Below are 23,315 nucleotides of genomic sequence, written 5' to 3'. Positions count from 1 at the left end.
ATGCTCCTGTTTAGGTTTAAAAAATTACTGCGCTAATTCCGTCAGTGAATCAGCCAGAGCACCCACTAACGACTCCATTTCTCGACGCTCCATGACGAACATTGGCGCCAACTGAATCGTGTCGCCCCCGTAACGCACTAGGAACCCTTTTTCCCACATTTTCATCGCAACTTCGAAGGGCCGTCGCATGGGTTCTCCAGGATAGGGATCAAGGGTGATGGCACCCGCAAATCCATAGTTACGTACATCAGCCACGTAGGGCTTATCGGCTAGAGCATCATGAAGCAACCCTTCGAAAAATGGCGCTTCTTTAGCCACTCGTTGAGGCAACTCCTCGCGGGTTAATACATCTAACGCTGCCAGCCCAGCAGCGCAGGCCACAGGGTGTGCAGAGTAGGTATAACCATGGGCAAACTCCAAGGCATACTCGGGCCCACCATGGGCCATAAATGTGTCGTATATACCAGCACGCGCAATAACAGCGCCCATCGGAATCGCGCCATTAGTGATCTGTTTTGCGACGTTGAGAATGTCCGGCACAACGCCAAAAGCCTCGGCTCCGGTCAGCGCACCGCAACGACCAAAACCCGTGATTACCTCGTCAAAGATCAATAAAATATCGTTGGCGTCGCAGATATCACGCAGCTTCTGCAAATAACCAACGGGTGGCGGTATGACTCCCGCGGACCCTGCCATAGGCTCCACAATAACCGCAGCTATTGTCGAGGCGTCATGCAAGGCAATCATCTCGTTGAGTTCCTCAGCCAGCTCAGCTCCGTCTTGAGGCATGCCTCGGGTAAACAGGTTCTGAGGCAGCATGGTGTGCCGCAAGTGATCTGCTTCAACACCTTGACCAAAAAACTTTCGATTAGCCGCGATACCGCCCACCGAAATCCCACCAAAATTGACACCGTGGTAACCCTTCATGCGCCCGATAAAACGCGTCTTGGTGGGCTGTCCCATCAGGCGCCAGTAAGCGCGAGCCATCTTCAAAGATGTATCAGCAGATTCAGACCCTGAATTGGTAAAGAAAACATAATCGAGGTCCTCCGGCATTAAGTCCTTAATGCGATCAGCGAGTTCAAACGCGGGAGGGTGACCAAATTGAAACGGTGGCGCAAAATCAAGGGTGTTGATCTGCTGAGCCACCGCGGCACTGATTTCCTTGCGACCGTGCCCCAAACCTGACGTCCAAAGCCCGGAGTGCCCGTCTAATACCTTGCGACCCTTGTCGTCGGTGTACCAAACCCCCTCAGCAGACGTAATAATGCGCGGGTCGTCTTTAAACTGGCGGTTACCGGTGTACGGCATCCAATGAGCTTCAAGGGTCTTCCTGTCCATGGTGACTCAACCTCTTATTCAGTAATAGCTAGGAGCCTGCGGCGCTAGTGTAATCAATAAATACAACAACCCGGCAATGACCAGAGCGATTGCCAGTGCCAAGCTTGTCGTCTTTGGCTTCGAGAGACTAAAGCGGTTGGCAGTTTTACCCCACCACATCGCCCCTAGTAAGGGTTCTTTTCGGTACAACTGGTGATAGGTCAACGCCAACAGATGCATCACCACCAGCACCTGTAAAAGCAGCCAATTAATTTCATGCCACTCAGCGAAGAACCCCGACCACTCCCCACCCCAATACATCAGTGGACCTTCAAACATGACATCATCGCTGGAAAATAACCCTGAAACGCCCTGCAGCAAAATCGCAAGCAGCAAAGCCACCGTAGCCCAGCCACCTATTGGATTATGCCCTTCTCCTGTAAAAGGGCGCCCTCTGGCATACGCAAGTACTGTCGTCGGGCGAGCAATAAAAGAGGAGAAGCGCGCACTAGGGCTACCCACGAACCCCCAAAGCACACGTGTCGTAACGGCTACGATAAGGCTATAACCGACCCAACTGTGCCACTCATATAGCGCCTCTTCCCCACTCCACCACATAAAAGTGATGGCCACTGGCAAGTACCAGTGGATCGTTCGAACAGCACGATCCCATAAAGGCCAATGCGTCACAGCTAGCAATCCAATTAAAGATTCTGAAGAAGATCGATCAGGCCCGTCACTGATGCCTTTACGCCGAGTTCAACAGAGGGCTCAGGAACAATTTTGAAGAGCGGTGAATGGTGCGATGCGACAGGTGGTCCACCGGCTGCAGCTCGATCAAAGTCGGCTTGATCAGTGCCTCCTACGGCGAAGTAAACCGAGGGAATGTAGGGGTCGACAGTAAAGAAGGGAAAGTCCTCAGCTCCCATCGCAAGTCGCTGCTGATTATAAAATATGCCCTCGCCCAAACTGTCAGTCCATACGCCCCTCACGCGTTCAAGCATGGCGATATCGTTGAGCGTCGGTGGCACACCTTCGTTCTCGTAAACAACAACCTCAGGCAGCATGTCCCCGGACAACCCCATCATACGTCCCGCGTTTTCCGCAACACGCTTGATCCCGTCAAGCAGCAGGGCTCGGTCTGCCACCGACTCACTGCGCACGGTGATTTGGAGTTTAGCGGCATCTGAGATGATGTTGTGCTTTGTGCCTGAGTGGAAAGAACCTACTGTTATCACGCCGGGTCTGCGCGGTGGCAAGCTTCGACTAACCACGCTTTGCAAAGCCACAACAATCTGGGAACCCAGTAATACGGGATCAACCCCTGAGTGAGGACTAGCCCCGTGAGCGCCAACACCTTTGATCAAAATATCTACGGTATCCGCGCCGCTGTAGGGCGCTGGGTCAGCAATCAACATACCTGTAGGCACCGATGAAGTGACATGCAGAGCCATCGCATAATCAGGCTGCCCAAAACGGCCCCAAATATTATCTTCGCGCATCAACCGAGCACCACCGACCCGCTCCTCTGCCGGCTGGCCGATCAGCATTAACGTGCCTTGCCACTGATCTCTGCGCTCCACCATGATTTTTGCAGTACCCACTAGGCTGGTCACATGCACATCGTGGCCGCAGGCGTGCATGACCGAGACCTCATTACCATCCCAATCAATCTGCTTGGCGGTTGAGGCATAGGGAAGACCTGACTTTTCTTCCACGGGAAGGCCATCCATGTCAGCTCTAAACATGACCAGGGGGCCTCCACCATTTTCGAGTAGAGCCACTATGCCGGTGCCGCCAATGCCCCTGTGTACATCGTAGCCAAGGCCTTCTAACTCAGAAGCGAGACGGTCTGAGGTTTTGTGCTCCATATGAGACAGCTCTGGGTTTTGGTGCAACCAGAGGAACAGGTCTGCCAGCTCCTCCTCGTAAAGCATGTCAATTCGCTCATCCAGCTCGTCGGCAAGGCTGAGCGTTACCGGTAGGAAAAAAGCGATCAAGATGGAACCAATTAGGCGTCGAATTGACATAAGAATCTCCTGTGACACGAGGCAGGTATACCTACGAATGGTGTAGACTACGTCTTTTTTTATCCCAGCAACACACTGATGCGCGTACCGGTTTCATGAGTGGTGAAGTTAGCCATACGCACTGGGTCCCTGTCATTATGTTAAGTGATTCTTCACTGGTTGCTGGCGCCAAGGAACATCAACGTTGAACAGCGACAAAATACGCGAGCGCTTCGGGCACTATGGTGTCGAACTACTCGAACAAGACACAAGGACGCGTCTTGCAAGTCTTTATTCCCTCTCCGGTGAGCAACGCATCACGCGGACGCTGGCGTTAACTCGCTTCGAACTACCCACTCATCCGGCGGTCAGCGAGCAAGACGCACAAATTCGCGCTGGCGACAGTATTGGTGCGACGCTTCGTCACGCTGGCTGGAATGTCGTTAAAAATCACACGACCGACTGTCAGGTCGCCGCTGGAAAACGGTTCGCTGCTTTGGGGGGGGCTGCCTTAAATCCAGAGGATCAAGTGCTGGTGAGGGTCTACACCCTGAGTGTTTTGAAACAGGATCTCGCCATTGACTATGCGATCATCGCAGAAGCCTATCATTGCGAGCACATAGCCCCAGCGAATACCCAGCCCACAGCAAGCACGGTCCTCTCATCAATGACAGGCAGCCAGGCTGTTGCACTTAACGACTTACTTAACGTGATGCAGGCAGTCGACTAGCGCTGGCGAGTTATTACCCTACCCCTGCCAAACCAAGGCGAGGGACAGATCAAAGCCAATTCCCCTGGCCACCTCTATAGCCTCTGATCGATCAATATCCTTCCTCGATGCGACCCAAAGGTTGGCACAACGCGTGCCTGTGCGGCAGTAGGCCAACACGCGCTCGCCGCTATCAAACAGTGCTGTCAACGCCCCAAGGTCTTCCCCGGGGAAATTAGACGCGTCTATGGGATAGGGCGTAAAGCTTAAGTCGGAAGCCTGTGCCGCCTCAGCCATCTCAGTCATCGTTGCTTGTCCGGGAACCTCGTGATCAGGCCGATTGCAGATGACGTGCTTGAAGCCCTGTGCGGCCAGATCCGACATGTGGCCGGGTTGAATTTGACCCGCCACAAAAACAGTTTCGCTGAGTTGAATAATCGGTGTTGCTGACATTATCCGTTGTCTCCTCGGTAAATCCGATCAAGCCCCTCTCTAAATTGCTGACCCCACGCGTTCAAAATTCGCTTGGCATCTGCCGTATTCGTCACACTATTACTCCATTGCAGGCGCATTGAGTTTAGATTGCGTCGTCGATCGACAACTCGAAAAAGCGTTTCTCCAGTTGAAGCATCAGCCACCTCAAGAAATAGTGTCATTTCTCCAGATTCCGTCGTGTAAGACCGGCTGACACCGGGACTGCTGATGTCGGGAGCGGCGACGTCGAGATTAATGATATTGGGCCGCAGAAGCAGAGTTCCCGCCGCAGCCTGATCCTCAGAGATTATCGAGTAGGCCGGTTCCTCGGAGAGAACGGTAAGAAATTCGGCCTCGCACAGCTCGGCCAGACTGCTTCGTATACCCTCCATATCTGAATCGGTCACTCGTCGAGAAGTGGCGCGCCTAGTGTTGTTTTGATCACGCTGCCAATTCTTTCGGAATGCGACCTCACAGTGATGGACCGCAAAGCTTTCGTAGGCGGAGATATCGACTCCCGGCTTGGTATAGACCAAGCCAAAGCTTGTATCTTCTTGCAGAATTAGGCCATCGTAAGAGACTTCCGGTGCTGTCGGTGACGAACTGCACCCCGCTATCAGTACCATTGATGCAGTTGCTAGTATGACCCGCACCGCCCTGACCGTGTTGTCTCTAATATTCATAACTCATCCCTGTCTTGGTGTTTGTCAATGTGGCCGCAACTTTCCTACCCACGATTTGGGCTTGTTTGGACTGCAACCCCGCTATTATGTCATGGCTTAGATTAGCCCAAGCTCAACCGATAGCAACTCTTTGATTTCCTCTCGAGGATCGACAGGCACTGCAATCGGCGCGCCGACAATTTGCGCTGCAATATCGAGATAAGTCCTGGAGACATCAAGGAGCATACTTTGTGGCAAGCGTACCGTGCTCGCATAAGCCTCGCGTTCTGACATTCTTTGTTTGTCGAGCAATAGCTCTTGATCAGGCACCCAGCTCAAAAGCGCCTGTCGAAACCCTTCCTTACTATTTTCCAAGATATGACCCTGAGCATAGGCAGATGCATTCCAAATCCGAGATGAATCTGGTGTTCCCACTTCATCCATATAAATGAGTTCGCTGGCACCCGTAGCGCTCGTCGCGTACCCAAACTCAAATTTGGTATCAACAAACAGTTGACCTACCTTGTCCAGCCGATCAGCGATGACGGCAAAGCCCTCACGCAGCAAGCGCTCGTACTGATCGATGTCTGCACTTTGCTCAAATCCAAGGTCAGACCAATGATGCTCTAAATCTGCACGCGTAATGTTCACATCATCGATCGCGGGAATGCCCTCTAATCCTGCAAGCACACCTTTACTCGAGGGGGTTATCAGCAACTCCCCTAACCGCTGGTTTTCAACCAAATCATTGGGCAGATCGATTCCGCAAAAGACACGTTCCCCCTTTACATAAGCACGCCAGAGCGAGCCGGTAATATACTGACGAGCAATCGCTTCTATACGTACAGGTTTCGCCCTCTGAACAACCCAAACCAGAGGATGTGGCGCCTCGAGAATGTGACTACGAGCCAAGCCGGCATCGGTAAAGGCTTTAAACCAAGATTCTGACACCGCATTAAGCGCCGCCCCCTTGCCAGGTACGCCATTAAGGCCATCTTCAGCACGCCAGATACAGTCAAAAGCCGATAAGCGATCTGAAACGATGAGAATAGCGAGATCTGCATCGCGAGCTACCGGATAGTTTCTGCGCTCGATCAGGCGACGACTATCTTCCGGCCTCAACCAGTAGACCGAACGCACTTTCCCTGAGTGCACGGCTTCATTCGAGGGGATATTGAAATTATCGTTGCGCTCCAAAAATTGCAGACTCACAACGATGCGCCCTCGTTGAAAACAATTGAGGTTTTATCGCTAGGCATAGGAACGAAGCCCCACTGCGTCTCGCACTTGCTCTAACAGCGCCTTACTCGTCGGACGCAAACGCTCTGCGCCGGCCTGCAGCACCTCCTCAACCTGTGCAGGCTTCGCCATTAGCTCATGGTACCGCTCCCTAGGCTCGGCCAATTCACCATTAACCAACTCGAACAACTGCTTCTTGGCCTCACCCCAGCCGATGCCACCCTCAAAATCGGCGTACATCCTCGCCCGCTCATTGTCGCTAGCGAAAGCCGACCAGATTTGGAAAACCGTAGATTCTTCAGGGTTCTTCGGTTCGCCCGGCTCCAAAAGGTTGGTTTTAATTTTATTGATGCTTTTCTGAAGTTGTTTTGGGGTCCCAAACAAGGGAATGGTGTTGCCGTAACTCTTACTCATCTTACGGCCATCAAGCCCCTGCAGCACTGCCACGTGCTCACCAACCACGGCCTTGGGCAAGGTAAAGATCTCAGCAAAATTATGATTGAAGCGCTGTGCAATATCACGCGCCATTTCTACATGCTGAATTTGATCTCGACCCACCGGCACATCGTGAGCATTAAAAATGAGGATATCGGCAGCCATTAACACCGGGTATGAAAACAGCCCCATAGTAATGCCAAAATCCGGGTCCTCATTAGCGTCGCGATTATGTTGTACAGCGGCCTTGTAAGCATGGGCACGATTCATTAGACCCTTCGCCGCATTACAGGTAAGAATCCAAGAAAGCTCAGTGACTTCTGGTATGTCAGATTGTCGATAAAAATGCGCCCGTTCGGCATCTAGGCCCGAAGCCAACCAGGTCGCAGCGATTTCTAGGCTGGACTGAGCAACTGCGGCTGGGTCATGGCACTTTATGAGCGCATGATAGTCGGCCAGAAACAAGTAAGCGTCTACCTCTGCTTCTCTTGAGGCATCTACTGCAGGACGAATGGCACCTACATAGTTGCCTAAATGGGGTGTTCCCGATGTTGTGATGCCGGTCAGCACGCGTCTGCGTGTCATTTCAATTCTCCAAACAAGCGTCAGGCGACGCGATTGTAAAATGCGGTGAGCAGTGCCCCTAGGTAATCGACATCCGCAGCGCCCGCTAACTCCCGAATGGAGTGCATTGCGAGCGTTGGGACACCAAGATCTATGGTCATAATGCCTGTTTCTGCCGCTGTGATGGGTCCAATTGTACTGCCACAGCCCATATCTGAGCGAACAACAAAATGCTGCAGAGGCACCTCTGCGCGCTCAGCTAAGAGGCGCAGCAGAGCAGAGCCCTCTCCTGATGTGGCATAACGCTGGTTGCGGTTGATTTTGACAACGGGGCCGTGATTGAGAAGCGGTCCGTGAGCCTCATCATGCCGATCACTAAAATTCGGATGTACCGCATGGGCATTATCAACCGACAACATCGTTGATCGCTCCCGCAAGCGCCGGCTAGCAGCTGCGGTGCCCGTAATCGAGGCGAGAACATCCGTCAGCATTGGGCCCTGAGCGCCGACTGCCGACGTACTGCCGACTTCCTCATGGTCGTTACAAACCAGCAGAGACCACTGCTCGGCATCGGCATCGAGCAAAGCCATCAGACCTGCATGACAGCTCAACAGGTTATCGAGTCGCGCTGAGGCAAGAAAAGCATTATCGATACCGACGATGCCCGCGGATTGGCAGTCATAGAGCGAAAGCTCAAAATCAAGAACTCGAACTGGGCCCTCGTTGGGGTGCTCTAGAGCTACTTGATCAGCGAGCAACTGCGCCCAATCTAGGCTCGAGCCATCCGCCGTTGGGAGCCCTGCAATCAGCGGCAAAATATCGGTTTGCGGATTGATACTGCGGTTTTTGTTGGCCTCTCGATCGAGATGGATCGCCAAGCTTGGAATAATAGCAATTGGCCGTCGAAAATCTATGAGGCGCGAAGTCAGATCCCCTTTGGAATTTTCAAAGGACACGCGCCCAGCGAGGGATAAGTCTCGATCAAACCACGGATTAAGCAACGCCCCTCCGTAAACATCAACGGCAAGCTGATGCGCACCGGAGCGTGTTTTAAGAGGATTGGGTTTAATCGAAAGGTTAGGACTGTCTGTGTGTGCACCAATCATGCGCAGCCCTTCCTCACAGCGCCCCGACCCCGCTCTGAACGCAATAATAGAGCTGTCGTTGGCAGTGACGAAATACCCCTGCCCCGCTTCAAAGCTGATGTCATCGAGGTGCTCTAGCCCCCTGAAACCGGCAATCTCGAGCCGCTTTGTTAGCGCGGCAACGGCATGAAAGGGTGACGTTGCCTCACCCAAAAAAACCAGCAAGTCATCAAGACGCTTAGACATAAACAATTCCAAAATTCATGAAAGGAGAATAACTACGACCAGCCCACAACCCAAAACAAGTCGATACACAACGAACGGCATAAGGCCAACACGATCAAGGATACCCAGAAATACGGCAATTGTGGCGTAAGCACTGATACCAGCCATCAGCATTGCGGTCACAAGTTGGGCTAAAGGTGGCGACACCGCCTCACCAGAAAGCCACGTAAAACCCATATATATCATCGCCATCAAAATAACTGGGACCGATAATAAAAAAGAGAATCGCGCGGCCGTAGCGAGGTTGTAACCCAACATCACAGCGGCAGTTATGGTGACACCTGATCGGGACACGCCGGGAACCAAGGCCACACTTTGTGCTAAGCCAATGAGACAGGCATCTCGCCAGGAGATTGCACGGATATTCGAATCACTTTTAGCAGGAGCCATCCGCGCGGCGACCCCCATTAGAATGCCAAAGAACAACGTGGTGAACGCGATGACAGGTAGCCCTCGCAGGCCCCCTGAAATAACTTCATGAAACAGCAGACCCACCAATACAGTGGGCAGTGTTGCCGCTGCCAAAAGCCACAGCTCGTTGTCACTCCCCCTCTCAGGCACCGCATCTAATCGCTGAGAGCCAAGTAGCCTGATGAGGTCAGCTCTGAAGTAAATCATGACGGCGATTAAAGTCCCGCCGTGAACGAACACATCGAACAGCAGCCCCTGATCGCTCCAAGAGAATAATTGCGCAGGCAAAACCAGGTGGGCCGAGCTTGAGATCGGTAAAAACTCGCTCAAACCTTGAATGAGTGCCAATACAATCGCCTGGGTCCAATCAACCACGTTTCGGTTGCTCCGCCAGCTTCTTCCAGCCGATATCTGTCTGAACATAGAGTGGCTGTAATTGCTCTGCTGAGATGCCCAAGCGTGGATTGGGATGCTCGCAGACAAATTGCAGTGCCGACACCGCCCTTGGGCGCACCTCAGCGTGCACTGCCAAATCAATGGATAACCCTGCTCCCAGCCTGTCTGCTACGCATGTGGCCGCAGAACCCACCACCCGTACCGGATGAGAAGCACAATCACCAAGCTGATCGAGGAGGCGCTCAGACACACCCAAGCAAGGCTCACCCACCGGTTGAAGTCCACCATCACGACCATCGAATAAGCGCCAGTAAAACTGTCCCGTCTGGGCTTCAATTGTGCTCAAAACGTAGCCGCCTGAATCGCCGAGCTCTGTACGCGCAGCCAATGCTTGGGACATCAGTGAACAAAAAGGCAATACCGGCACGTTTAATGACCAGGCTAAACCCTGTGCGACGCCTGTCGCAACGCGCAATCCCGTGAAGGAACCCGGGCCAACGCCACAAACAATACCCTCGACGGCACTCAAAGGCTGTCCTGCCAAGACCTGATCTACCATGGCAAGAATATGGCGATTGTGGGCGCGTGGCAGCAGCTCGTGTCGCTCCGCCGAGTATTCTCCCAGCACGCAGGCAAGGGAGCAGGCATCTGTCGAGGTGTCTAAAGAAAGTAGCGCCGGCATGGAAAACCGCAGAACATCCGTGGGATAATTCGACATGATCCCACAGTCCCACCCTAAATTGCATCGTTCAGAGTTCACACTCGGTGTTCTTGCCGGAGGCTCTGGTATCCGAGCTGGCCGTCGAGATAAAGGCCTGATGATCGCAAAGGGGCGAACGCTCCTAGAGAGAACTCTCGAGCGCTATGGGAAGGGCTTCGAAGAGGTGGTCACCTGCTGTCGTGACAATGCGTGGTTTTATTCAAGATTTTCAAGTCGGGTGCTTTGCGACGTCGAACCAGGGCAAGGTCCTCTCCAGGGCCTTTCCGCACTGCTCGCTGCCACTCAAACGCAATATCTAGCAGTGATTCCCTGCGACCAGTACAGCTTGCCACTGGACTGGTTTGAACGGTTAAGCTCTGCCCTTAGTTCAACTGTAATTGGCGTATTTGCGACAGACGGCGGCACCCACACCCCTTGCTGCGTTCTGCATCGCGATGTGCACTCCCAAGTGAACGCACTGCTTAAGCAAGGCAAACGTTCATTGATGGCGCTCTATGAATGTGAGGGGCTGGCGCACATGGCCGTACCCGGCGCAGGCATGGACATTGATCATACCGATGCGTTGCATGGCGTGATTAGGAAACCGCCGCAGTAAGCGTCAGACTGCGATAAAAAAAAAGCCGACTCATGTCGGCTTCTTTTAAACTTGCGAAAACGCTACTTCTTCTTCGCCTTTTTCGCTCCAGCTTTCTTAGCAGGCGCTTTTTTGGCTGCTACCTTTTTCTTGGCCGGCGCCTTCTTAGCTACCGCTTTTTTCTTCGCCGGCGCTTTTTTGGCTGCTACCTTTTTCTTGGCAGGTGCCTTCTTAGCTACCGCTTTTTTCTTCGCCGGCGCTTTCTTAGCTACTGCCTTTTTCTTGGCAGGAGCCTTCTTAGCTACCGCTTTTTTCTTCGCCGGCGCTTTCTTGGCTACTGCTTTTTTCTTGGCAGGCGCTTTCTTGGCTACTGCTTTTTTCTTGGCCGGTGCCTTCTTGGCCACCGCCTTCTTCTTAGCGGGCGCCTTCTTTGCTACTGCTTTTTTCTTAGCAGGCGCTTTTTTTGCGGCTGCCTTTTTAGCTGGCGCTTTTTTAGCAACAGCTTTTTTCGCTGGCGCTTTTTTCGCTACTGCCTTCTTCTTAGCGGGTGCTTTTTTAGCTGCCGCTTTCTTTTTAGCTGGTGCTTTTTTTGCTGCTGCCATGCTGATCTCCAACTGTGTAGTAGTAGTTACTTTCGCAAACTAACAATGTTTATTTTTAATGACAAGTAAATGGTGTAAGAAAAACCTCAGTTTTGTAATAGTTTTTTTATCTCCGCAGAAATTTTTTCAACATTACCGACGCCATGAATCTGGTGATAGGCCGGACCATCCAGCTTCTGATAGAAATCAACTAACGGTCGCGTCTGCTGTTGATAAACGTCAAGACGCTTGCGAACAGTTTCCTCTTTATCATCATCTCGCTGAATAAGTGCTTCGCCCGTAGCGTCGTCTGCACCTTCCACCTGAGGTGGATTGTGCACAACGTGATAGATACGTCCGCTCTGTGGGTGGACGCGGCGTCCACTTAGGCGGCCGACTATTTCTTCGTTGTCGACTGAAATTTCTATGACATGGTCGACGTTGATTCCCGCATCGACCATAGCTTGGGCTTGGGGAATCGTTCTTGGAAAACCATCGAACAAGCAACCGGTACCGCAGTCGGGTTGCTGCAAGCGGTCTTTCACCAAATCGATGATCAATTGGTCAGAAACCAAGCCACCTGAATCCATAATACTTTTAGCTTGCAAACCTAACTCGGTGCCTGCCGCGACCGCAGCACGCAACATATCGCCCGTAGAAATTTGAGGAACGCCAAACTGCTCACACAAAAACTTCGCTTGTGTACCCTTTCCTGCGCCAGGCGCGCCTAGGAGAATAATTCGCATGGGGACTTCCCTTTAGTTATGCACACGTAGTTTTCGGTTCGACGACCGCCCCACGACCGTCGATCCTGCCCTCAGTGGGAGCGCCAAAAGTACACAGCCTTAGCATCGGTTACAAGCGCTAATCCCTGCTTTTGGCCGACTGCCAACGCGCTTCCATTTGCAAAGTTGACTCATCGCTCAAAGCGCTCCCCTCTTCTAATGCGGCAGTTTCCATATCACCAAAGCGCGTTTCAAATTTTTCGTTGGCCTGCCGCAGTACACCTTCAGCGTCATAACCCAGATGACGCGCAACATTTACCGCGCTAAAGATGAGGTCTCCAAGCTCTTCGGCCATAGACTCTTCATCATTTTCCGTCACCGCTTGCTGAAACTCATCCATCTCTTCGCTAAGTTTTGCCAACACGCCACTCAGTTCCCCCCAATCAAAGCCAACGGTCGCAGCTTTTTTTTGAAGCTTCTGCGCCCGGCTTAAAGCGGGGAGCGCTTTTGGGACATCAGCAAGAACACCACCGGTTTTACTGTGGCCTTTCTCTTTTTGTTTTATCGCTTCCCAGTTTGCCTTAACTTCATCGGTCGTTACCGACCCCTGAACACGCCCTTCAACAGCGCCCCCTGCAAACACGTGGGGATGACGTCGTAGCAGTTTACGCGCAATGCCATCGACCACGGCGTAAAAGTCGAAGGCACCCAATTCTTTACCCAGTTCACTGTAAAAAATGACTTGAAATAAAACATCCCCCAACTCTTCAGCAACATGAGGCAAATCGCCTTGCTGAATGGCATCCACCAGCTCGTAGCACTCTTCTAAAGTATGAGGAATGACACTGGTAAAGGTTTGCTTTGTGTCCCAGGGGCATCCGTCGGACGGATCCCTGAGACGCTCCATAATCCTCAACAAATCTGCAATATCAAACTCATAGCCTTTGTGAACACCGGTTAACTCAGTCATCAACCACAACTCTCCTTGCCGAAATCACATTGTCCAGCTGGTTCAACTTCGCCAACAGTTCCATAAGGCCATCAATCGTGGACACCTCAGCGCGCAGGCGCATGTGGGCCGTATTATCCTCGAGGTGACTCTGCGTGTTGATCGAGGTCACATTGGTAGATGCAAGCGCTAAAACCGATGTCACGTCGGCCAAGAGGCCCTGCCTATCATACGCCGTCAGCTCAATATCAACCGGAAACATTGCCACATCGGCATTACCCCAATTTACCGCAATAATGCGCTCGGGATATTCACTGTGAAGCGTCAGTAGCCGAGCACAGTCTGCTCTGTGCACAGTTACCCCTCGGGATCGGGTGATATAGCCCTCGATACCGTCCCCCGGTACAGGCATACAACACCCGGCAAATTGGGTCAGTAAATTTCCGACGCCATCCACCTTGGGAGCGCCGTCTGGTGCAGGTCTTTCTTGATGAATAGCCCACTCGGGGTGCTGATCCTTCTCAAAGTGGGTGACAGTTTTTGCAACCCGAAGCACTTGTTTAGAGGTGAGATCACCAGAGCCGACGGCAGCAAACATATCATCAACCGTATTCTGACTTAGGGCCTCAGACATCGCCTTATAATCCAGAGAGGTAAGGGCTAATCGCGCGCACTCTCGCTCTACTAGTTCACGCCCTGCTGCCACATTGTCGTCGCGATTTTGAGACTTAAACCATTGCTGCACGCGGTTCCTGGCACGCGCTGTACGCAGAAAGCCTGACGACGACAGTAACCAGTCCCGACGAGGCTGCACGGTGCTGGCCGTCAAAATTTCAACGCGCTCCCCAGTACCTAAAACATAGGTCAAGGGCACCAAAGCCCCATTCACCCGAGCGCCCCGACAACGGTGCCCAACCTCGGTATGAACGTGGTAGGCAAAATCCAACGGGGTAGCCCCCTGAACTAAACTCACCACGTCGCCCTTGGGAGTGAAAACGTAGACACGATCCTGCGCTGAATCAAAGGTAAACTGTTCTGCAATTACCTCATCGTCGCCCACGGTCTCATGCCATTCTAAAACTTGCCGGAGCCAACTGAGCTTTTCCTCGTAAGTATCCGGACCTGCCCCCTGCGCGTCGCTCGCTTTGTATCGCCAGTGAGCGCAGACACCTAATTCGGCTTCCTCGTGCATCTCATCAGTACGAATTTGCACCTCTAAAATTTTCCCTTCAGGCCCAATAACAGCCGTGTGCAGCGACCGATATCCATTTTCTTTGGGGCTGGCGATGTAGTCATCAAACTCATTGGGTATGTTGCGCCACATACCATGCACTACTCCCAGCGTCTGATAACAAGCAGCCACATCGTCAACCAGAATCCGCAGAGCTCGGATATCGTGTACCTGTGAAAAGCCGATACCTTTACGCTGCATCTTTCGCCAAATACTGTAGATGTGCTTTGCGCGTCCGGTAATTTCGAAAGTCAGCCCGGATTGCGTCAGAGCTTTCGTCAGCTGCGCATTTACCCGAGCGATAAAACTGTCTCGATCCTGGCGCCGCCCGTCGAGCAAATTTGCAATCCTGTGATAGGCATCTTTATTGGTGTAACGGAATGAAAGATCTTCTAACTCCCATTTAAGATGGCCAACACCTAGCCGGTGCGCTAGTGGCGCATAAACGTTAAAAACTTCCCAGGCGATACGCTGTTGCCGATGTTCATCAGCTCCCTTGAGCGCACGCATCGCAACAGTACGTTCAGCCAGCTTAATCAACGCCACGCGCACATCATCAACGATGGCCACCAGCATACGTCTTATGTTGATGTTGGGTGCTGTTGACTGCCCTAGAACAGGAACATCACTTAAGCCTGTAAGATCGCTGACTGCCGCCATCCGCAGCACCCCATCGAGTAGGCTGACAACCTTGTCACCGAAGCGATGCCTGAGTTGATCAACAGAGATGACTTGCTGGCGAACTGGACGGTAGAGAAAACCTGCCAGTAAGGCATCTGGACCCAACCGCAACTCAGCAAGAATTTGCACGGTCTCAAGGCCTACAGATAGGACATTGGCATTACCGGCCCAGTCCATAGTCCCTTGAGATTGCGCGGGATCCTGTTCGCTCAACAAGACGAAGGCGTCGATTAATCGCTCTTGGTCGAAAGCGTCAAGAGGTGTGGCAAGACCACTCAGCCAATGGGCAAAACCCGCTTGATCTAGGGTTGCAGTTTCAAGTATTGCTCTGACTTGCACCATGACCAAGCACCCTCAACTCTCGTAGACACCCGTCGAAAGATAACGATCACCGCGATCGCAAACGATCGCAACAATCGTCGCTCCCTCCACTTCCAGATTGACCTGCAGCGCAGCACTGATTGACCCACCCGAGGATACCCCTGCAAAAATACCCTCTTCTGTTGCCAGCCGACGCATCATGATCTCAGATTCCGTCTGGGAAATATCAATGGTTCGATCAACCTTCGCAGCCTGAAAAATTCTGGGACGATAAGCCTCTGACCAACGTCGAATGCCGGGTATTTGCGCGCCATCTTGGGGCTGCAAGCCAATAATCTGGATCGCAGGATTTTTTTCTTTCAAGTACGCCGATACCCCCATGATTGTTCCTGTCGTGCCCATTGAGCTAATAAAGTGCGTCACCTCACCGCGAGTCTGTCGCCAAATCTCAGGTCCGGTTCCACGGTAATGGGCCAAGGGATTATCAAAATTTGCAAACTGGTTGAGAACAGTGCCCTCCCCCCTAGATTGCATGGCTTCTGCCAGATCTCTTGCGCCTTCCATCCCCTCCTCACGACTGACTTGGATGAGCTCCGCACCATAAGCGGTCATTGCTAATTTTCGCTCGGAACTCATATGGGCCGGCATAATAAGCCGCAACCGGTAACCGCGTATGGCTGCAGCCATAGCAAGGGCAATCCCCGTGTTACCACTAGTCGCCTCAATGAGGGTGTCTCCCGGACGAATGTCACCTCGGCTCTCAGCCTCAGCAATCATACTCAGAGCAGGCCTATCTTTTACGGAACCCGCTGGATTGTTACCCTCAAGTTTACAAAGCACGTGATTATTGGAGCCCTCTGCCAGCCTCTGCAAGCGCACTAGTGGCGTTTCCCCCACAACACTTTCGATGGTTGGGTACAGACTTTCAGCGGGGTTCATGTGACTTCCTTTTCAATTCTAGTGCACAGACAAATCATAAGTCATGGTGTTAGGTGTTGCCCGGTATCTCCAGAGGGTTTTTCGCCACACCTGAAGGACTTCAACAACTCGCGGCTTTTCAGGGGCCGATCGCCAAGGTGCAACTGTAAGGCAACGCGCGTCAACTCTTTTAGAGGCTGGCGATTTGATACCTCGAGACCATCGCCGTTAAACGACCAGTCCGCGATGTTTAACAACTGATCGCCGCGCAGGGCCGCCGGGGTATTCATAACCTCATCAGACTTGAAGATTTGGCGCACAAACCCTTGCATGGGGTCATATCGATAGACGTCGGCAGCCGTAACGGCATCGCTTTGCGCATCCACGTCAAAACGCATCCCGTAGCCCAGTTCATCGAGAAGCATCAGCTCAAACTTTCGTAGCGCTAGCTCAGCCTCTGCGATAACCAGCGCATCAACAGTCTCCCCGTAGAGCGCAAAGAGCGTTGGACAACTGACAAACTTCGGCAACAACCGAATCAACAGCTCATTGAGGTAGAGTCCGCTAAACACCTGCTCTCCAGCGAGGTCGAGACCCGCACCAGCCATTTCGAGCCGGTGTAAAGTCTTTAACTCACCTCGCCCCCCCGTGGAGACCAGTAAGGGCGTGAAAGGCTGCAGCACTCCGGCGTGACTTCCACCTTTTGCTTTTCTGCGGGCGCCTCGCACGACGGCAGACATACGCCCAGACGTTAGCCCCAATAGATCAACGAGAAAGCCGCCATCGCCGAAATTGCGCCGATGCAGCAACCATGCCGGCTCCAACTCACTGGCCATGCCTCAGATGCCGTCCTCGAACCCTAAGCTTCTCAGTGCTCGTTCATCATCGGACCAGCCAGACTTCACTTTCACCCAGAGCTTAAGCATCACTTTACGAGAAAAAGCCACCTCCATATCTTTCCTGGCTTCGGTGCCAATTGATCGCAATCGGCTTCCTCCCTCGCCAATCACAATTTTTTTCTGCCCTTGCCGTTCGACATAGATTAACGCGTCAATGCGCAGCAGTTTGCCGTCGAGCTTAAAACTCTCGATTTCCACAGCCGTGGTGTACGGCATTTCATCGCCTAGCTGCCGGACAATTTTTTCCCGGATGAGTTCAGCCGCAAGAAACCGCTCAGACCGATCAGTAACCTGATCCTCGGGAAAGAAATGGACGCCTGGCGGCATTTTGTTGCGGATGTAAGTCATTAAGGAGGGTAAGTTTGCCTGTCGAAGTGCGGATATTGGAAATATCGCGTCAAAGTCAAACTTTGACCGTACAGACTCCGTCCAGGGCAGTAAGACGGCGTGGTCCTCTAGGCGATCAATTTTGTTAATCACGAGGGCGACGGGAGTTTCAGTATGCCTCAGCGCCTCTAGCACCAGATCGTCCTCGGATGTCCAGCGATTTCTGTCAACGACAAAAAGCACCAAATCAACATCCGCGAGAGCACTGCTAGCAGCACGGTTCATATACCGGTTGATCGCCTTACCCTGCTCCAGATGCATACCCGGAGTATCGACAAATACAACCTGATCGCCACTGTCAGTGTAGATGCCCATCACTTGGTGGCGGGTTGTTTGAGGCTTTCTTGAAGTAATGCTAATTTTTTGACCCAGCGCATAATTTAGCAGCGTTGATTTGCCCACGTTGGGGCGGCCTATGATGGCGGCATAACCGCAGCGTTGGCTCCCTTCAGTCATTGCTTAGATCTCCCATTGCCACAGAAGCAGCCTGTTGCTCAGCGTTGCGACGACTGGAACCACGACCCACAAAGCCAGATTTATGCCCCTCAATTTGACAGCGCACCTCAAACTCCTGCGCATGATCTGGCCCTTCGATACCTACTAAATCATAGTGCGGCAAAGGCAGGTTTCTCGCCTGCAGCCACTCTTGCAGCAACGTTTTACTGTCCTTATCGCCATCAATTTGCAGGTCAACCAAAACCTCTGCAAACCAATTAAGGACAACTGGCGCAGCGATTTCGTATCCAGCATCTAGCAGCATTGCGCCAGCAACAGCCTCAACCGTATCCGCAAGAATGCTGGCACGGTGCCTGCCACCGCTTTTTCGCTCCCCGACTCCCAACGTCAGACATTCACCCAGGCCATACTTGTCCCCAAGCTTTGCTAAGAAAGTGCCGCGAACAAGCTTGGACCGCAGCCGCGTCAATTGCCCCTCGCTGGCCACGGGAAACTGAATATATAAGCGCTGCGCGATAACATGATTGACGAAGGAATCACCGAGAAACTCAAGTCGCTCGTTGTTGCTGCGCCCCGCACTTCGGTGGGTTAGTGCTAGCTTAAGATGATTAATATCATGGAAATTGTATCCGAGACGAGCTTGCAGGCTCATTAACTGAGGTGGCTGGTTGGACGCGCTCAATTCCCGTCTACTTTAAAGATCAAATCGTCGAAATTCATAACGCCGTCGACAATCCAAAACAGCGGAAAGCGAACTTCGTAATTCGCATCAATCACAATATTTCGACGTTCGCGGTAAATCTTGATATCGCTGGCATCGATAACATCAACCTGTGAGGTTTGCAGCAGCTTGTTTATGCGAGCTCTAATTTCGATGGCGCTCTGGGTTTCAGGGTCAAACTCTTCAACCGTTCGCTCAACGATGTCTTTCACTGTCAGATATTCTGAATAAGAGGGGGCAACTCGCAAGAAAAAAACCAGTAATACGCTGGCCGTCAGAAAATACATCAGCAAGCCCCAGAACGTAAAACCGCTCTGACGGGCTCTCGCTAGCAGCCTTCTATTCATCATAGCCCCTAAATTCAGTCAATTGACCCGGCCCGACCGAAAGACGGAATCGAGAACAACGACTCCCAGTGCATCCAGATGGCCACGGCCCGACCCACAAGATCTTTTTCTGGCACCTGCCCCCACACCCGGCTATCGCTGGAGTTGTCTCGGTTATCACCCATCATGAAGTAGTGCCCGGGTTTCACCGTGGCGGAAAAATCCCTTGAAGGTCGCCGCTGGTCTGTCTGCATAAGGTAGCGGCCCGTTCCCACAGACTCAAGACCAACCTCGTACCGAGATTTACCCTCGGGGACCGTGGCTAACCACTCCCTCGGTATGGCCTTACCATTGACTGAAATGGCCTTACCTCGATACTCGATCCGATCTCCAGGAATCCCAATCACCCGTTTGATGTAGTAGGTGTCGTTTTGATGGGGGGGATAGAAAACAACGACGTCACCGCGTTCCGGCTTACCAATGGGCACCACTTGAGACCGCGCCACAGGCAGTCTGATGCCGTAATTAAATTTATTCACCAATATAAAATCACCGACTTCCAAAGTGGGCACCATGGAAGACGAGGGAATTTGAAATGGCTCAAACAGAAAAGAGCGAAGGATAAATACGGCGGCCAATACGGGAAAAAATGACCGCGCATACTCCACTATGACAGGCTCAGAGGCCGTCTCTGCAAAGGATGCTCTGTATTTCTTGGCATCCCCTGCCTCGGCCTGATCCCACTTCGGATATCGACGTTGAAGATCCGCAATTCTGACCCGCCTAGGTCCCGCGGCAAAAAGCGCATCCAGCGCCCAAATAAGCCCGCTACCGGACACCAGTATCAAAAGAATTAAAGGAAAATCAATATTCACATTGGCTCCGTTGTGATCACATTCTTCAACTGTCGACCTGCAAAACAGCTAGGAACGCGGACTGGGGGATCTCTACGTTACCCACCTGCTTCATACGTTTCTTACCCGCCTTCTGTTTCTCCAACAGCTTCTTCTTTCGAGAAGCGTCGCCACCATAACATTTAGCAGTGACGTTTTTGCGCAGCGCTTTGACCGTTTGGCGTGCCACAATTTTGCCCCCAACGGCGGCCTGAATCGCCACGTCAAACATTTGACGTGGGATAAGCTCTTTCATTTTTTCCGTCAAAACTCGTCCTCGGCCCTGAATATGGTCGCGGTGAACAATGACAGCAAGGGCATCAACACGATCGCCATTGATCAGCACATCCAGCCTCGACAGCGGGGCCGCCTGGAAACAGTGGAACCCGTAATCCAAAGAGGCGTAGCCCCGGCTGACGGACTTCAAGCGATCAAAGAAGTCGAGAACGACTTCAGCCATAGGGATATCATAAATAAGCTGTACCTGTTTACCCAAGTACTGCAGGTCCACTTGCGAGCCACGCTTATCGATACACAGAGTAATAATGTTACCCAGATACTCTTGTGGTGTCAGAACGGTACAGCGAGCAATAGGCTCACGCATCTCCTGAATCTCACCCACGTCGGGCAATTTAGAGGGGTTGTCCACATTGATAACGCTGTCATCTTTCCTAACTATCTCATAAACAACAGTGGGGGCTGTGGTGATTAAATCGAGGTTGTACTCTCGCTCTAATCGCTCTTGAATAATCTCCATATGGAGCATACCCAGAAAGCCGCAGCGGAAGCCGAACCCTAAAGCGTCCGAGGTTTCAGGTTCGTAAAATAACGACGCGTCATTTAGGGTCAGTTTCCCCAGCGCGTCTCGAAAATCTTCGTAGTCGTCAGAAGAGACCGTAAAAATGCCCGCGTAAACCTGGGGCTTCGCTTTTTTGAACCCTGGCAATGACGGTGTATCCGGGTGCGCCACAGAGATTAGGCTGTCACCCACGGGGGCGCCTTTAATATCTTTAATACCGGCAACAATAAAACCCACTTCCCCAGCGGCCAAGGCCCCGGTTTCAGTCCTTCGAGGTGTGAAAACACCCACCATATCCGCTTGATGTTGTTTGCCAGTAGATTTGACGATGAATTTGTCGCGCTTGCGCAGTGTGCCCTGAGTAACCCTAACCAATGAAACGACCCCTAAATAATTGTCAAACCAGGAATCAATGATTAGTGCTTGCAGTGGCGCGGTGCGATCCCCCTCGGGACTCGGGATATTTTTAATCAAGTATTCCAACGCATCTTCAATGCCCAGCCCTGTCTTCGCGCTGACCGGGCAGGCATCTTGCGCTTCAATGCCAATAATCTCCTCAATTTCCAGCTTGACCGTCTCCGGGTCGGCCTGGGGCAGATCCATTTTGTTAAGTAGAGGAAGCACCTCGAGTCCTTGCTCAATCGCGGTGTAGCAATTGGCTACCGACTGGGCTTCAACGCCTTGGGCCGCGTCAACAACGAGCAATGCGCCCTCACAGGCTGACAAAGAGCGTGACACTTCATAAGAAAAATCGACGTGCCCGGGGGTATCAATAAAGTTGAGTTGATATTCCTCTCCGTTCAGCGACTGATACATCAGCGTGACGCTTTGCGCCTTGATCGTGATGCCACGCTCACGTTCGAGCTCCATGGAGTCCAGCACCTGAGCTTCCATCTCTCGGTCCGATAACCCGCCACAATGCTGTATGAAACGATCCGCCAGCGTGGATTTGCCGTGATCGATGTGCGCAATAATTGAAAAATTGCGAATATGACTTAGTTCAGTCACGCGCTGGATTCCTGATAAGACCGGGCCGGTATCGGCCCAGAAAAGCGCGGCATTCTAACCCACCCCGTTGCAGGATGCATTGGCCGTCGGCGGCACCGCAAACTATTATTCGGCTTGAGGAACACGAATCGCCAAAAATAGCGGTGCGCCTCGCCGAATTAAGCGAATCGCAACTGACTGTCCCGGCTGTAAACGTGCCACCGCACCCGTAAAATCTTCCATGGACTGAACAGCCCTGCTGCCCAGCCGCGTGACCACATCGCCGCCCACAATGCCCGCCGCCGCTGCAGGGGAATCTGGCGCCACTTCTAATACCAACACCCCTCCACTGAGGCCCAGCTCAGCCATCATGTCGTCATCAGCAGCTTCGAGAACCATGCCAAAAATAGCGTCATTATCAACCGCACCGGGCATGCGCCCTGCAACGGAGGGACGCTCATCCGCATTCAGTCCTCCCACGACAACCAGCAAAGTTTGGTTTTGACCGTCTCGGCGCACGACTGCTTCGACCTCACTCCCAGGTGCAATCAGGCCTACAACATGCGGCAAGTCAGAGGAGGAGTTAATCAACTGTCCGTCAAACTCGAGAATGATATCGCCGCTTTGAAGACCCGCCTCCTGAGCGGGAGAATCGGCACCTACCTGAGCGATCAGGGCGCCCGAGGGGCGATCGAGGCCGAAGGACTCAGCAAGATCAAGATCCACATCTTGGATACTAACGCCCAACCAACCTCTAGTGACTTCTCCGGTGGTCTTGAGCTGCATCACCACATTGCTGACAACCGCAGCAGGGATGGCAAAAGACAATCCAATCGAACCACCTGAGCGCGTGAATATCTGTGAGTTGACACCGACCACCTCACCCTGCAGATCAAAAAGTGGCCCCCCTGAATTGCCCGGGTTGATCGCGACATCAGTCTGAATAAAAGGCACGTAGTTCTCGCCGGCCTCGGTGGGCAAGCTGCGCCCCTTGGCACTTACAATGCCCGCGGTAACAGAAAAATCCAGGCCGAAAGGCGAGCCGATAGCCAGCACCCATTCACCAACAGCGACATCGTCCTCCGCAATTTTCAAAACCGATAAATCGTCAGATTCGATCTTCAATAGGGCCAGATCAGATCGAACGTCTGTGCCAACAATTTCAGCCTCAAACTCTCGTCTGTCCAACAACCTGACCGTCACTGAGGTAGCCCCCTCAACGACATGATGATTGGTCACAATGTAACCGTCTTCAGAAATAATAAATCCCGAACCGGTGTTCTGCCGCTGCCGCTGCTGGGGTGCTTGGCCCCGGAACTCAAAAAACCTACGCAAGTATTCTGGCAGCTCTTCTAGTTCGTCAGCACCGGGCATCGGCTGTGCCTGTGCATTGGCCTCGACAAGAATTTTCACAACGGCAGGAGCCGCAGATTCAACAATGGGCTGAAAGTCTGGCAGAGCAGCCCGAGTTGACCACGGTAACAGCGTCAGCAAAGCCACTATGACAAATTTATACATCGATCTTCTCCTTGAATTCATACCTGAACCAGGCACAAC

General features: G+C 52.5%; 24 protein-coding genes. 2 read left to right on the top strand and 22 right to left on the bottom strand.

What is annotated here, in order from left to right; all coding sequences use genetic code 11:
- Window positions 1–24: 24 nt before the first annotated feature.
- Genes ACMAY6_RS06170 through ACMAY6_RS06160 form a run of 3 tightly spaced genes read right to left on the bottom strand, consistent with a single transcriptional unit; the run spans window position 25 to window position 3,350 of the window.
- Window positions 25–1,341 (bottom strand): aspartate aminotransferase family protein, encoded by a 1,317-nt coding sequence (locus ACMAY6_RS06170; protein WP_435215360.1) that lies wholly within the window; start codon window positions 1,339–1,341, stop codon window positions 25–27.
- An 18-nt stretch (window positions 1,342–1,359) separates the two neighbouring features.
- The gene (locus tag ACMAY6_RS06165; RefSeq protein WP_435215358.1) at window positions 1,360–2,010 is read right to left on the bottom strand and encodes a cytochrome b/b6 domain-containing protein; all 651 of its coding nucleotides are present in this window, start codon (window positions 2,008–2,010) and stop codon (window positions 1,360–1,362) included.
- A gap of 14 nt (window positions 2,011–2,024) precedes the next feature.
- Window positions 2,025–3,350, bottom strand: coding sequence for an amidohydrolase (locus ACMAY6_RS06160; protein ID WP_435215357.1), 1,326 nt, complete (start codon window positions 3,348–3,350; stop codon window positions 2,025–2,027).
- Between the two features lie 184 nt (window positions 3,351–3,534).
- Here ACMAY6_RS06160 and ACMAY6_RS06155 point away from each other — a divergent pair, with 184 nt between their 5' ends.
- Window positions 3,535–4,059 (top strand): hypothetical protein, encoded by a 525-nt coding sequence (locus ACMAY6_RS06155; RefSeq protein ID WP_435215355.1) that lies wholly within the window; start codon window positions 3,535–3,537, stop codon window positions 4,057–4,059.
- 18 nt (window positions 4,060–4,077) lie between these two features.
- On the opposite strand, the gene ACMAY6_RS06150 is transcribed toward ACMAY6_RS06155, so the two are convergent.
- The 7 genes from ACMAY6_RS06150 to tsaB form a co-directional block, all read right to left on the bottom strand.
- The gene (locus tag ACMAY6_RS06150) at window positions 4,078–4,491 is read right to left on the bottom strand and encodes a TIGR01244 family sulfur transferase (protein WP_435215353.1); all 414 of its coding nucleotides are present in this window, start codon (window positions 4,489–4,491) and stop codon (window positions 4,078–4,080) included.
- Window positions 4,491–5,195 carry a DUF3313 family protein gene (locus tag ACMAY6_RS06145; protein WP_435215351.1) on the bottom strand — a complete coding sequence of 235 codons (705 nt, stop codon included), beginning with the start codon at window positions 5,193–5,195 and terminating at the stop codon, window positions 4,491–4,493. The genes ACMAY6_RS06150 and ACMAY6_RS06145 overlap by 1 nt, the downstream gene beginning before the upstream one ends.
- Window positions 5,196–5,291: 96 nt before the next feature.
- On the bottom strand, window positions 5,292–6,392 hold the full coding sequence (gene purC / locus ACMAY6_RS06140) for a phosphoribosylaminoimidazolesuccinocarboxamide synthase (RefSeq protein WP_435215965.1): 1,101 nt from the start codon (window positions 6,390–6,392) through the stop codon (window positions 5,292–5,294).
- 33 nt (window positions 6,393–6,425) lie between these two features.
- A complete protein-coding gene (gene trpS / locus ACMAY6_RS06135; protein WP_435215349.1) occupies window positions 6,426–7,433 on the bottom strand; it encodes a tryptophan--tRNA ligase in 1,008 nt (335 codons plus the stop codon).
- Between the two features lie 20 nt (window positions 7,434–7,453).
- Window positions 7,454–8,743 carry a M18 family aminopeptidase gene (locus tag ACMAY6_RS06130; RefSeq protein WP_435215347.1) on the bottom strand — a complete coding sequence of 430 codons (1,290 nt, stop codon included), beginning with the start codon at window positions 8,741–8,743 and terminating at the stop codon, window positions 7,454–7,456.
- 15 nt (window positions 8,744–8,758) lie between these two features.
- A complete protein-coding gene (locus ACMAY6_RS06125; RefSeq protein WP_435215345.1) occupies window positions 8,759–9,568 on the bottom strand; it encodes an undecaprenyl-diphosphate phosphatase in 810 nt (269 codons plus the stop codon).
- A complete protein-coding gene (gene tsaB, locus ACMAY6_RS06120; RefSeq protein WP_435215344.1) occupies window positions 9,561–10,307 on the bottom strand; it encodes a tRNA (adenosine(37)-N6)-threonylcarbamoyltransferase complex dimerization subunit type 1 TsaB in 747 nt (248 codons plus the stop codon). Before tsaB ends, ACMAY6_RS06125 begins: the two co-directional genes overlap by 8 nt.
- Here tsaB and ACMAY6_RS06115 point away from each other — a divergent pair.
- A complete protein-coding gene (locus ACMAY6_RS06115; protein WP_435215342.1) occupies window positions 10,306–10,905 on the top strand; it encodes a molybdenum cofactor guanylyltransferase in 600 nt (199 codons plus the stop codon). The two genes, tsaB and ACMAY6_RS06115, sit on opposite strands and share 2 nt — an antisense overlap.
- A 62-nt stretch (window positions 10,906–10,967) precedes the next feature.
- Here ACMAY6_RS06115 and ACMAY6_RS06110 read toward each other — a convergent pair whose 3' ends face one another.
- The 12 genes from ACMAY6_RS06110 to ACMAY6_RS06055 all read right to left on the bottom strand — a co-directional run bounded on the left by ACMAY6_RS06110 (window position 10,968) and on the right by ACMAY6_RS06055 (window position 23,276).
- A complete protein-coding gene (locus ACMAY6_RS06110) occupies window positions 10,968–11,486 on the bottom strand; it encodes a hypothetical protein (protein WP_435215340.1) in 519 nt (172 codons plus the stop codon).
- An 86-nt stretch (window positions 11,487–11,572) separates the two neighbouring features.
- Window positions 11,573–12,211 (bottom strand): adenylate kinase, encoded by a 639-nt coding sequence (gene adk, locus ACMAY6_RS06105; protein ID WP_435215338.1) that lies wholly within the window; start codon window positions 12,209–12,211, stop codon window positions 11,573–11,575.
- 118 nt (window positions 12,212–12,329) lie between these two features.
- On the bottom strand, window positions 12,330–13,160 hold the full coding sequence (gene mazG, locus ACMAY6_RS06100; RefSeq protein WP_435215336.1) for a nucleoside triphosphate pyrophosphohydrolase: 831 nt from the start codon (window positions 13,158–13,160) through the stop codon (window positions 12,330–12,332).
- Entirely contained in the window at window positions 13,153–15,393 is a 2,241-nt protein-coding gene (locus ACMAY6_RS06095) for a RelA/SpoT family protein (RefSeq protein WP_435215334.1), read from the bottom strand. Before ACMAY6_RS06095 ends, mazG begins: the two co-directional genes overlap by 8 nt.
- Window positions 15,394–15,405: 12 nt before the next feature.
- The gene (gene cysM / locus ACMAY6_RS06090) at window positions 15,406–16,311 is read right to left on the bottom strand and encodes a cysteine synthase CysM (RefSeq protein ID WP_435215332.1); all 906 of its coding nucleotides are present in this window, start codon (window positions 16,309–16,311) and stop codon (window positions 15,406–15,408) included.
- Window positions 16,312–16,352: 41 nt separating this feature from the next.
- On the bottom strand, window positions 16,353–17,126 hold the full coding sequence (gene recO, locus ACMAY6_RS06085) for a DNA repair protein RecO (RefSeq protein WP_435215330.1): 774 nt from the start codon (window positions 17,124–17,126) through the stop codon (window positions 16,353–16,355).
- Between the two features lie 3 nt (window positions 17,127–17,129).
- Window positions 17,130–18,032: a GTPase Era gene (gene era, locus ACMAY6_RS06080; RefSeq protein ID WP_435215328.1), complete on the bottom strand. Its 903-nt coding sequence runs from the start codon at window positions 18,030–18,032 to the stop codon at window positions 17,130–17,132.
- Window positions 18,025–18,684, bottom strand: a complete 660-nt coding sequence (rnc, locus tag ACMAY6_RS06075) for a ribonuclease III (RefSeq protein WP_435215326.1) — start codon at window positions 18,682–18,684, stop codon at window positions 18,025–18,027. Before rnc ends, era begins: the two co-directional genes overlap by 8 nt.
- Before the next feature lie 26 nt (window positions 18,685–18,710).
- Window positions 18,711–19,100 carry a DUF4845 domain-containing protein gene (locus tag ACMAY6_RS06070; RefSeq protein WP_435215325.1) on the bottom strand — a complete coding sequence of 130 codons (390 nt, stop codon included), beginning with the start codon at window positions 19,098–19,100 and terminating at the stop codon, window positions 18,711–18,713.
- Window positions 19,101–19,114: 14 nt separating this feature from the next.
- Window positions 19,115–19,954 (bottom strand): signal peptidase I, encoded by an 840-nt coding sequence (gene lepB, locus ACMAY6_RS06065; protein WP_435215323.1) that lies wholly within the window; start codon window positions 19,952–19,954, stop codon window positions 19,115–19,117.
- Window positions 19,955–19,979: 25 nt separating this feature from the next.
- Window positions 19,980–21,779: a translation elongation factor 4 gene (lepA, locus tag ACMAY6_RS06060; protein ID WP_435215321.1), complete on the bottom strand. Its 1,800-nt coding sequence runs from the start codon at window positions 21,777–21,779 to the stop codon at window positions 19,980–19,982.
- A gap of 105 nt (window positions 21,780–21,884) precedes the next feature.
- Complete coding sequence (locus ACMAY6_RS06055) at window positions 21,885–23,276, bottom strand: Do family serine endopeptidase (protein WP_435215319.1); 1,392 nt, start codon at window positions 23,274–23,276, stop codon at window positions 21,885–21,887.
- Window positions 23,277–23,315: the final 39 nt, after the last annotated feature.

Source organism: Luminiphilus sp. nBUS_16, assembly GCF_051201645.1.
Taxonomy (GTDB): Bacteria; Pseudomonadota; Gammaproteobacteria; order Pseudomonadales; family Halieaceae; genus Luminiphilus.
The sequence above is the reverse complement of the archived record's forward strand: the minus strand, read 5'-3'. Positions and strand labels throughout refer to the sequence as shown.

Coding starts and splice junctions, on each gene's coding strand:
- ACMAY6_RS06170 (WP_435215360.1), bottom strand. CDS start 1,341: ATGGACAGGAAGACCCTTGAAGCTCATTGGATGCCGTACACCGGTAAC.
- ACMAY6_RS06160 (WP_435215357.1), bottom strand. CDS start 3,350: ATGTCAATTCGACGCCTAATTGGTTCCATCTTGATCGCTTTTTTCCTA.
- ACMAY6_RS06150 (WP_435215353.1), bottom strand. CDS start 4,491: ATGTCAGCAACACCGATTATTCAACTCAGCGAAACTGTTTTTGTGGCG.
- ACMAY6_RS06145 (WP_435215351.1), bottom strand. CDS start 5,195: ATGAATATTAGAGACAACACGGTCAGGGCGGTGCGGGTCATACTAGCA.
- trpS (WP_435215349.1), bottom strand. CDS start 7,433: ATGACACGCAGACGCGTGCTGACCGGCATCACAACATCGGGAACACCC.
- ACMAY6_RS06130 (WP_435215347.1), bottom strand. CDS start 8,743: ATGTCTAAGCGTCTTGATGACTTGCTGGTTTTTTTGGGTGAGGCAACG.
- ACMAY6_RS06115 (WP_435215342.1), top strand. CDS start 10,306: ATGATCCCACAGTCCCACCCTAAATTGCATCGTTCAGAGTTCACACTC.
- tsaB (WP_435215344.1), bottom strand. CDS start 10,307: ATGTCGAATTATCCCACGGATGTTCTGCGGTTTTCCATGCCGGCGCTA.
- ACMAY6_RS06110 (WP_435215340.1), bottom strand. CDS start 11,486: ATGGCAGCAGCAAAAAAAGCACCAGCTAAAAAGAAAGCGGCAGCTAAA.
- adk (WP_435215338.1), bottom strand. CDS start 12,211: ATGCGAATTATTCTCCTAGGCGCGCCTGGCGCAGGAAAGGGTACACAA.
- mazG (WP_435215336.1), bottom strand. CDS start 13,160: ATGACTGAGTTAACCGGTGTTCACAAAGGCTATGAGTTTGATATTGCA.
- ACMAY6_RS06095 (WP_435215334.1), bottom strand. CDS start 15,393: ATGGTGCAAGTCAGAGCAATACTTGAAACTGCAACCCTAGATCAAGCG.
- cysM (WP_435215332.1), bottom strand. CDS start 16,311: ATGAACCCCGCTGAAAGTCTGTACCCAACCATCGAAAGTGTTGTGGGG.
- recO (WP_435215330.1), bottom strand. CDS start 17,126: ATGGCCAGTGAGTTGGAGCCGGCATGGTTGCTGCATCGGCGCAATTTC.
- era (WP_435215328.1), bottom strand. CDS start 18,032: ATGACTGAAGGGAGCCAACGCTGCGGTTATGCCGCCATCATAGGCCGC.
- rnc (WP_435215326.1), bottom strand. CDS start 18,684: ATGAGCCTGCAAGCTCGTCTCGGATACAATTTCCATGATATTAATCAT.
- ACMAY6_RS06070 (WP_435215325.1), bottom strand. CDS start 19,100: ATGAATAGAAGGCTGCTAGCGAGAGCCCGTCAGAGCGGTTTTACGTTC.
- ACMAY6_RS06055 (WP_435215319.1), bottom strand. CDS start 23,276: ATGTATAAATTTGTCATAGTGGCTTTGCTGACGCTGTTACCGTGGTCA.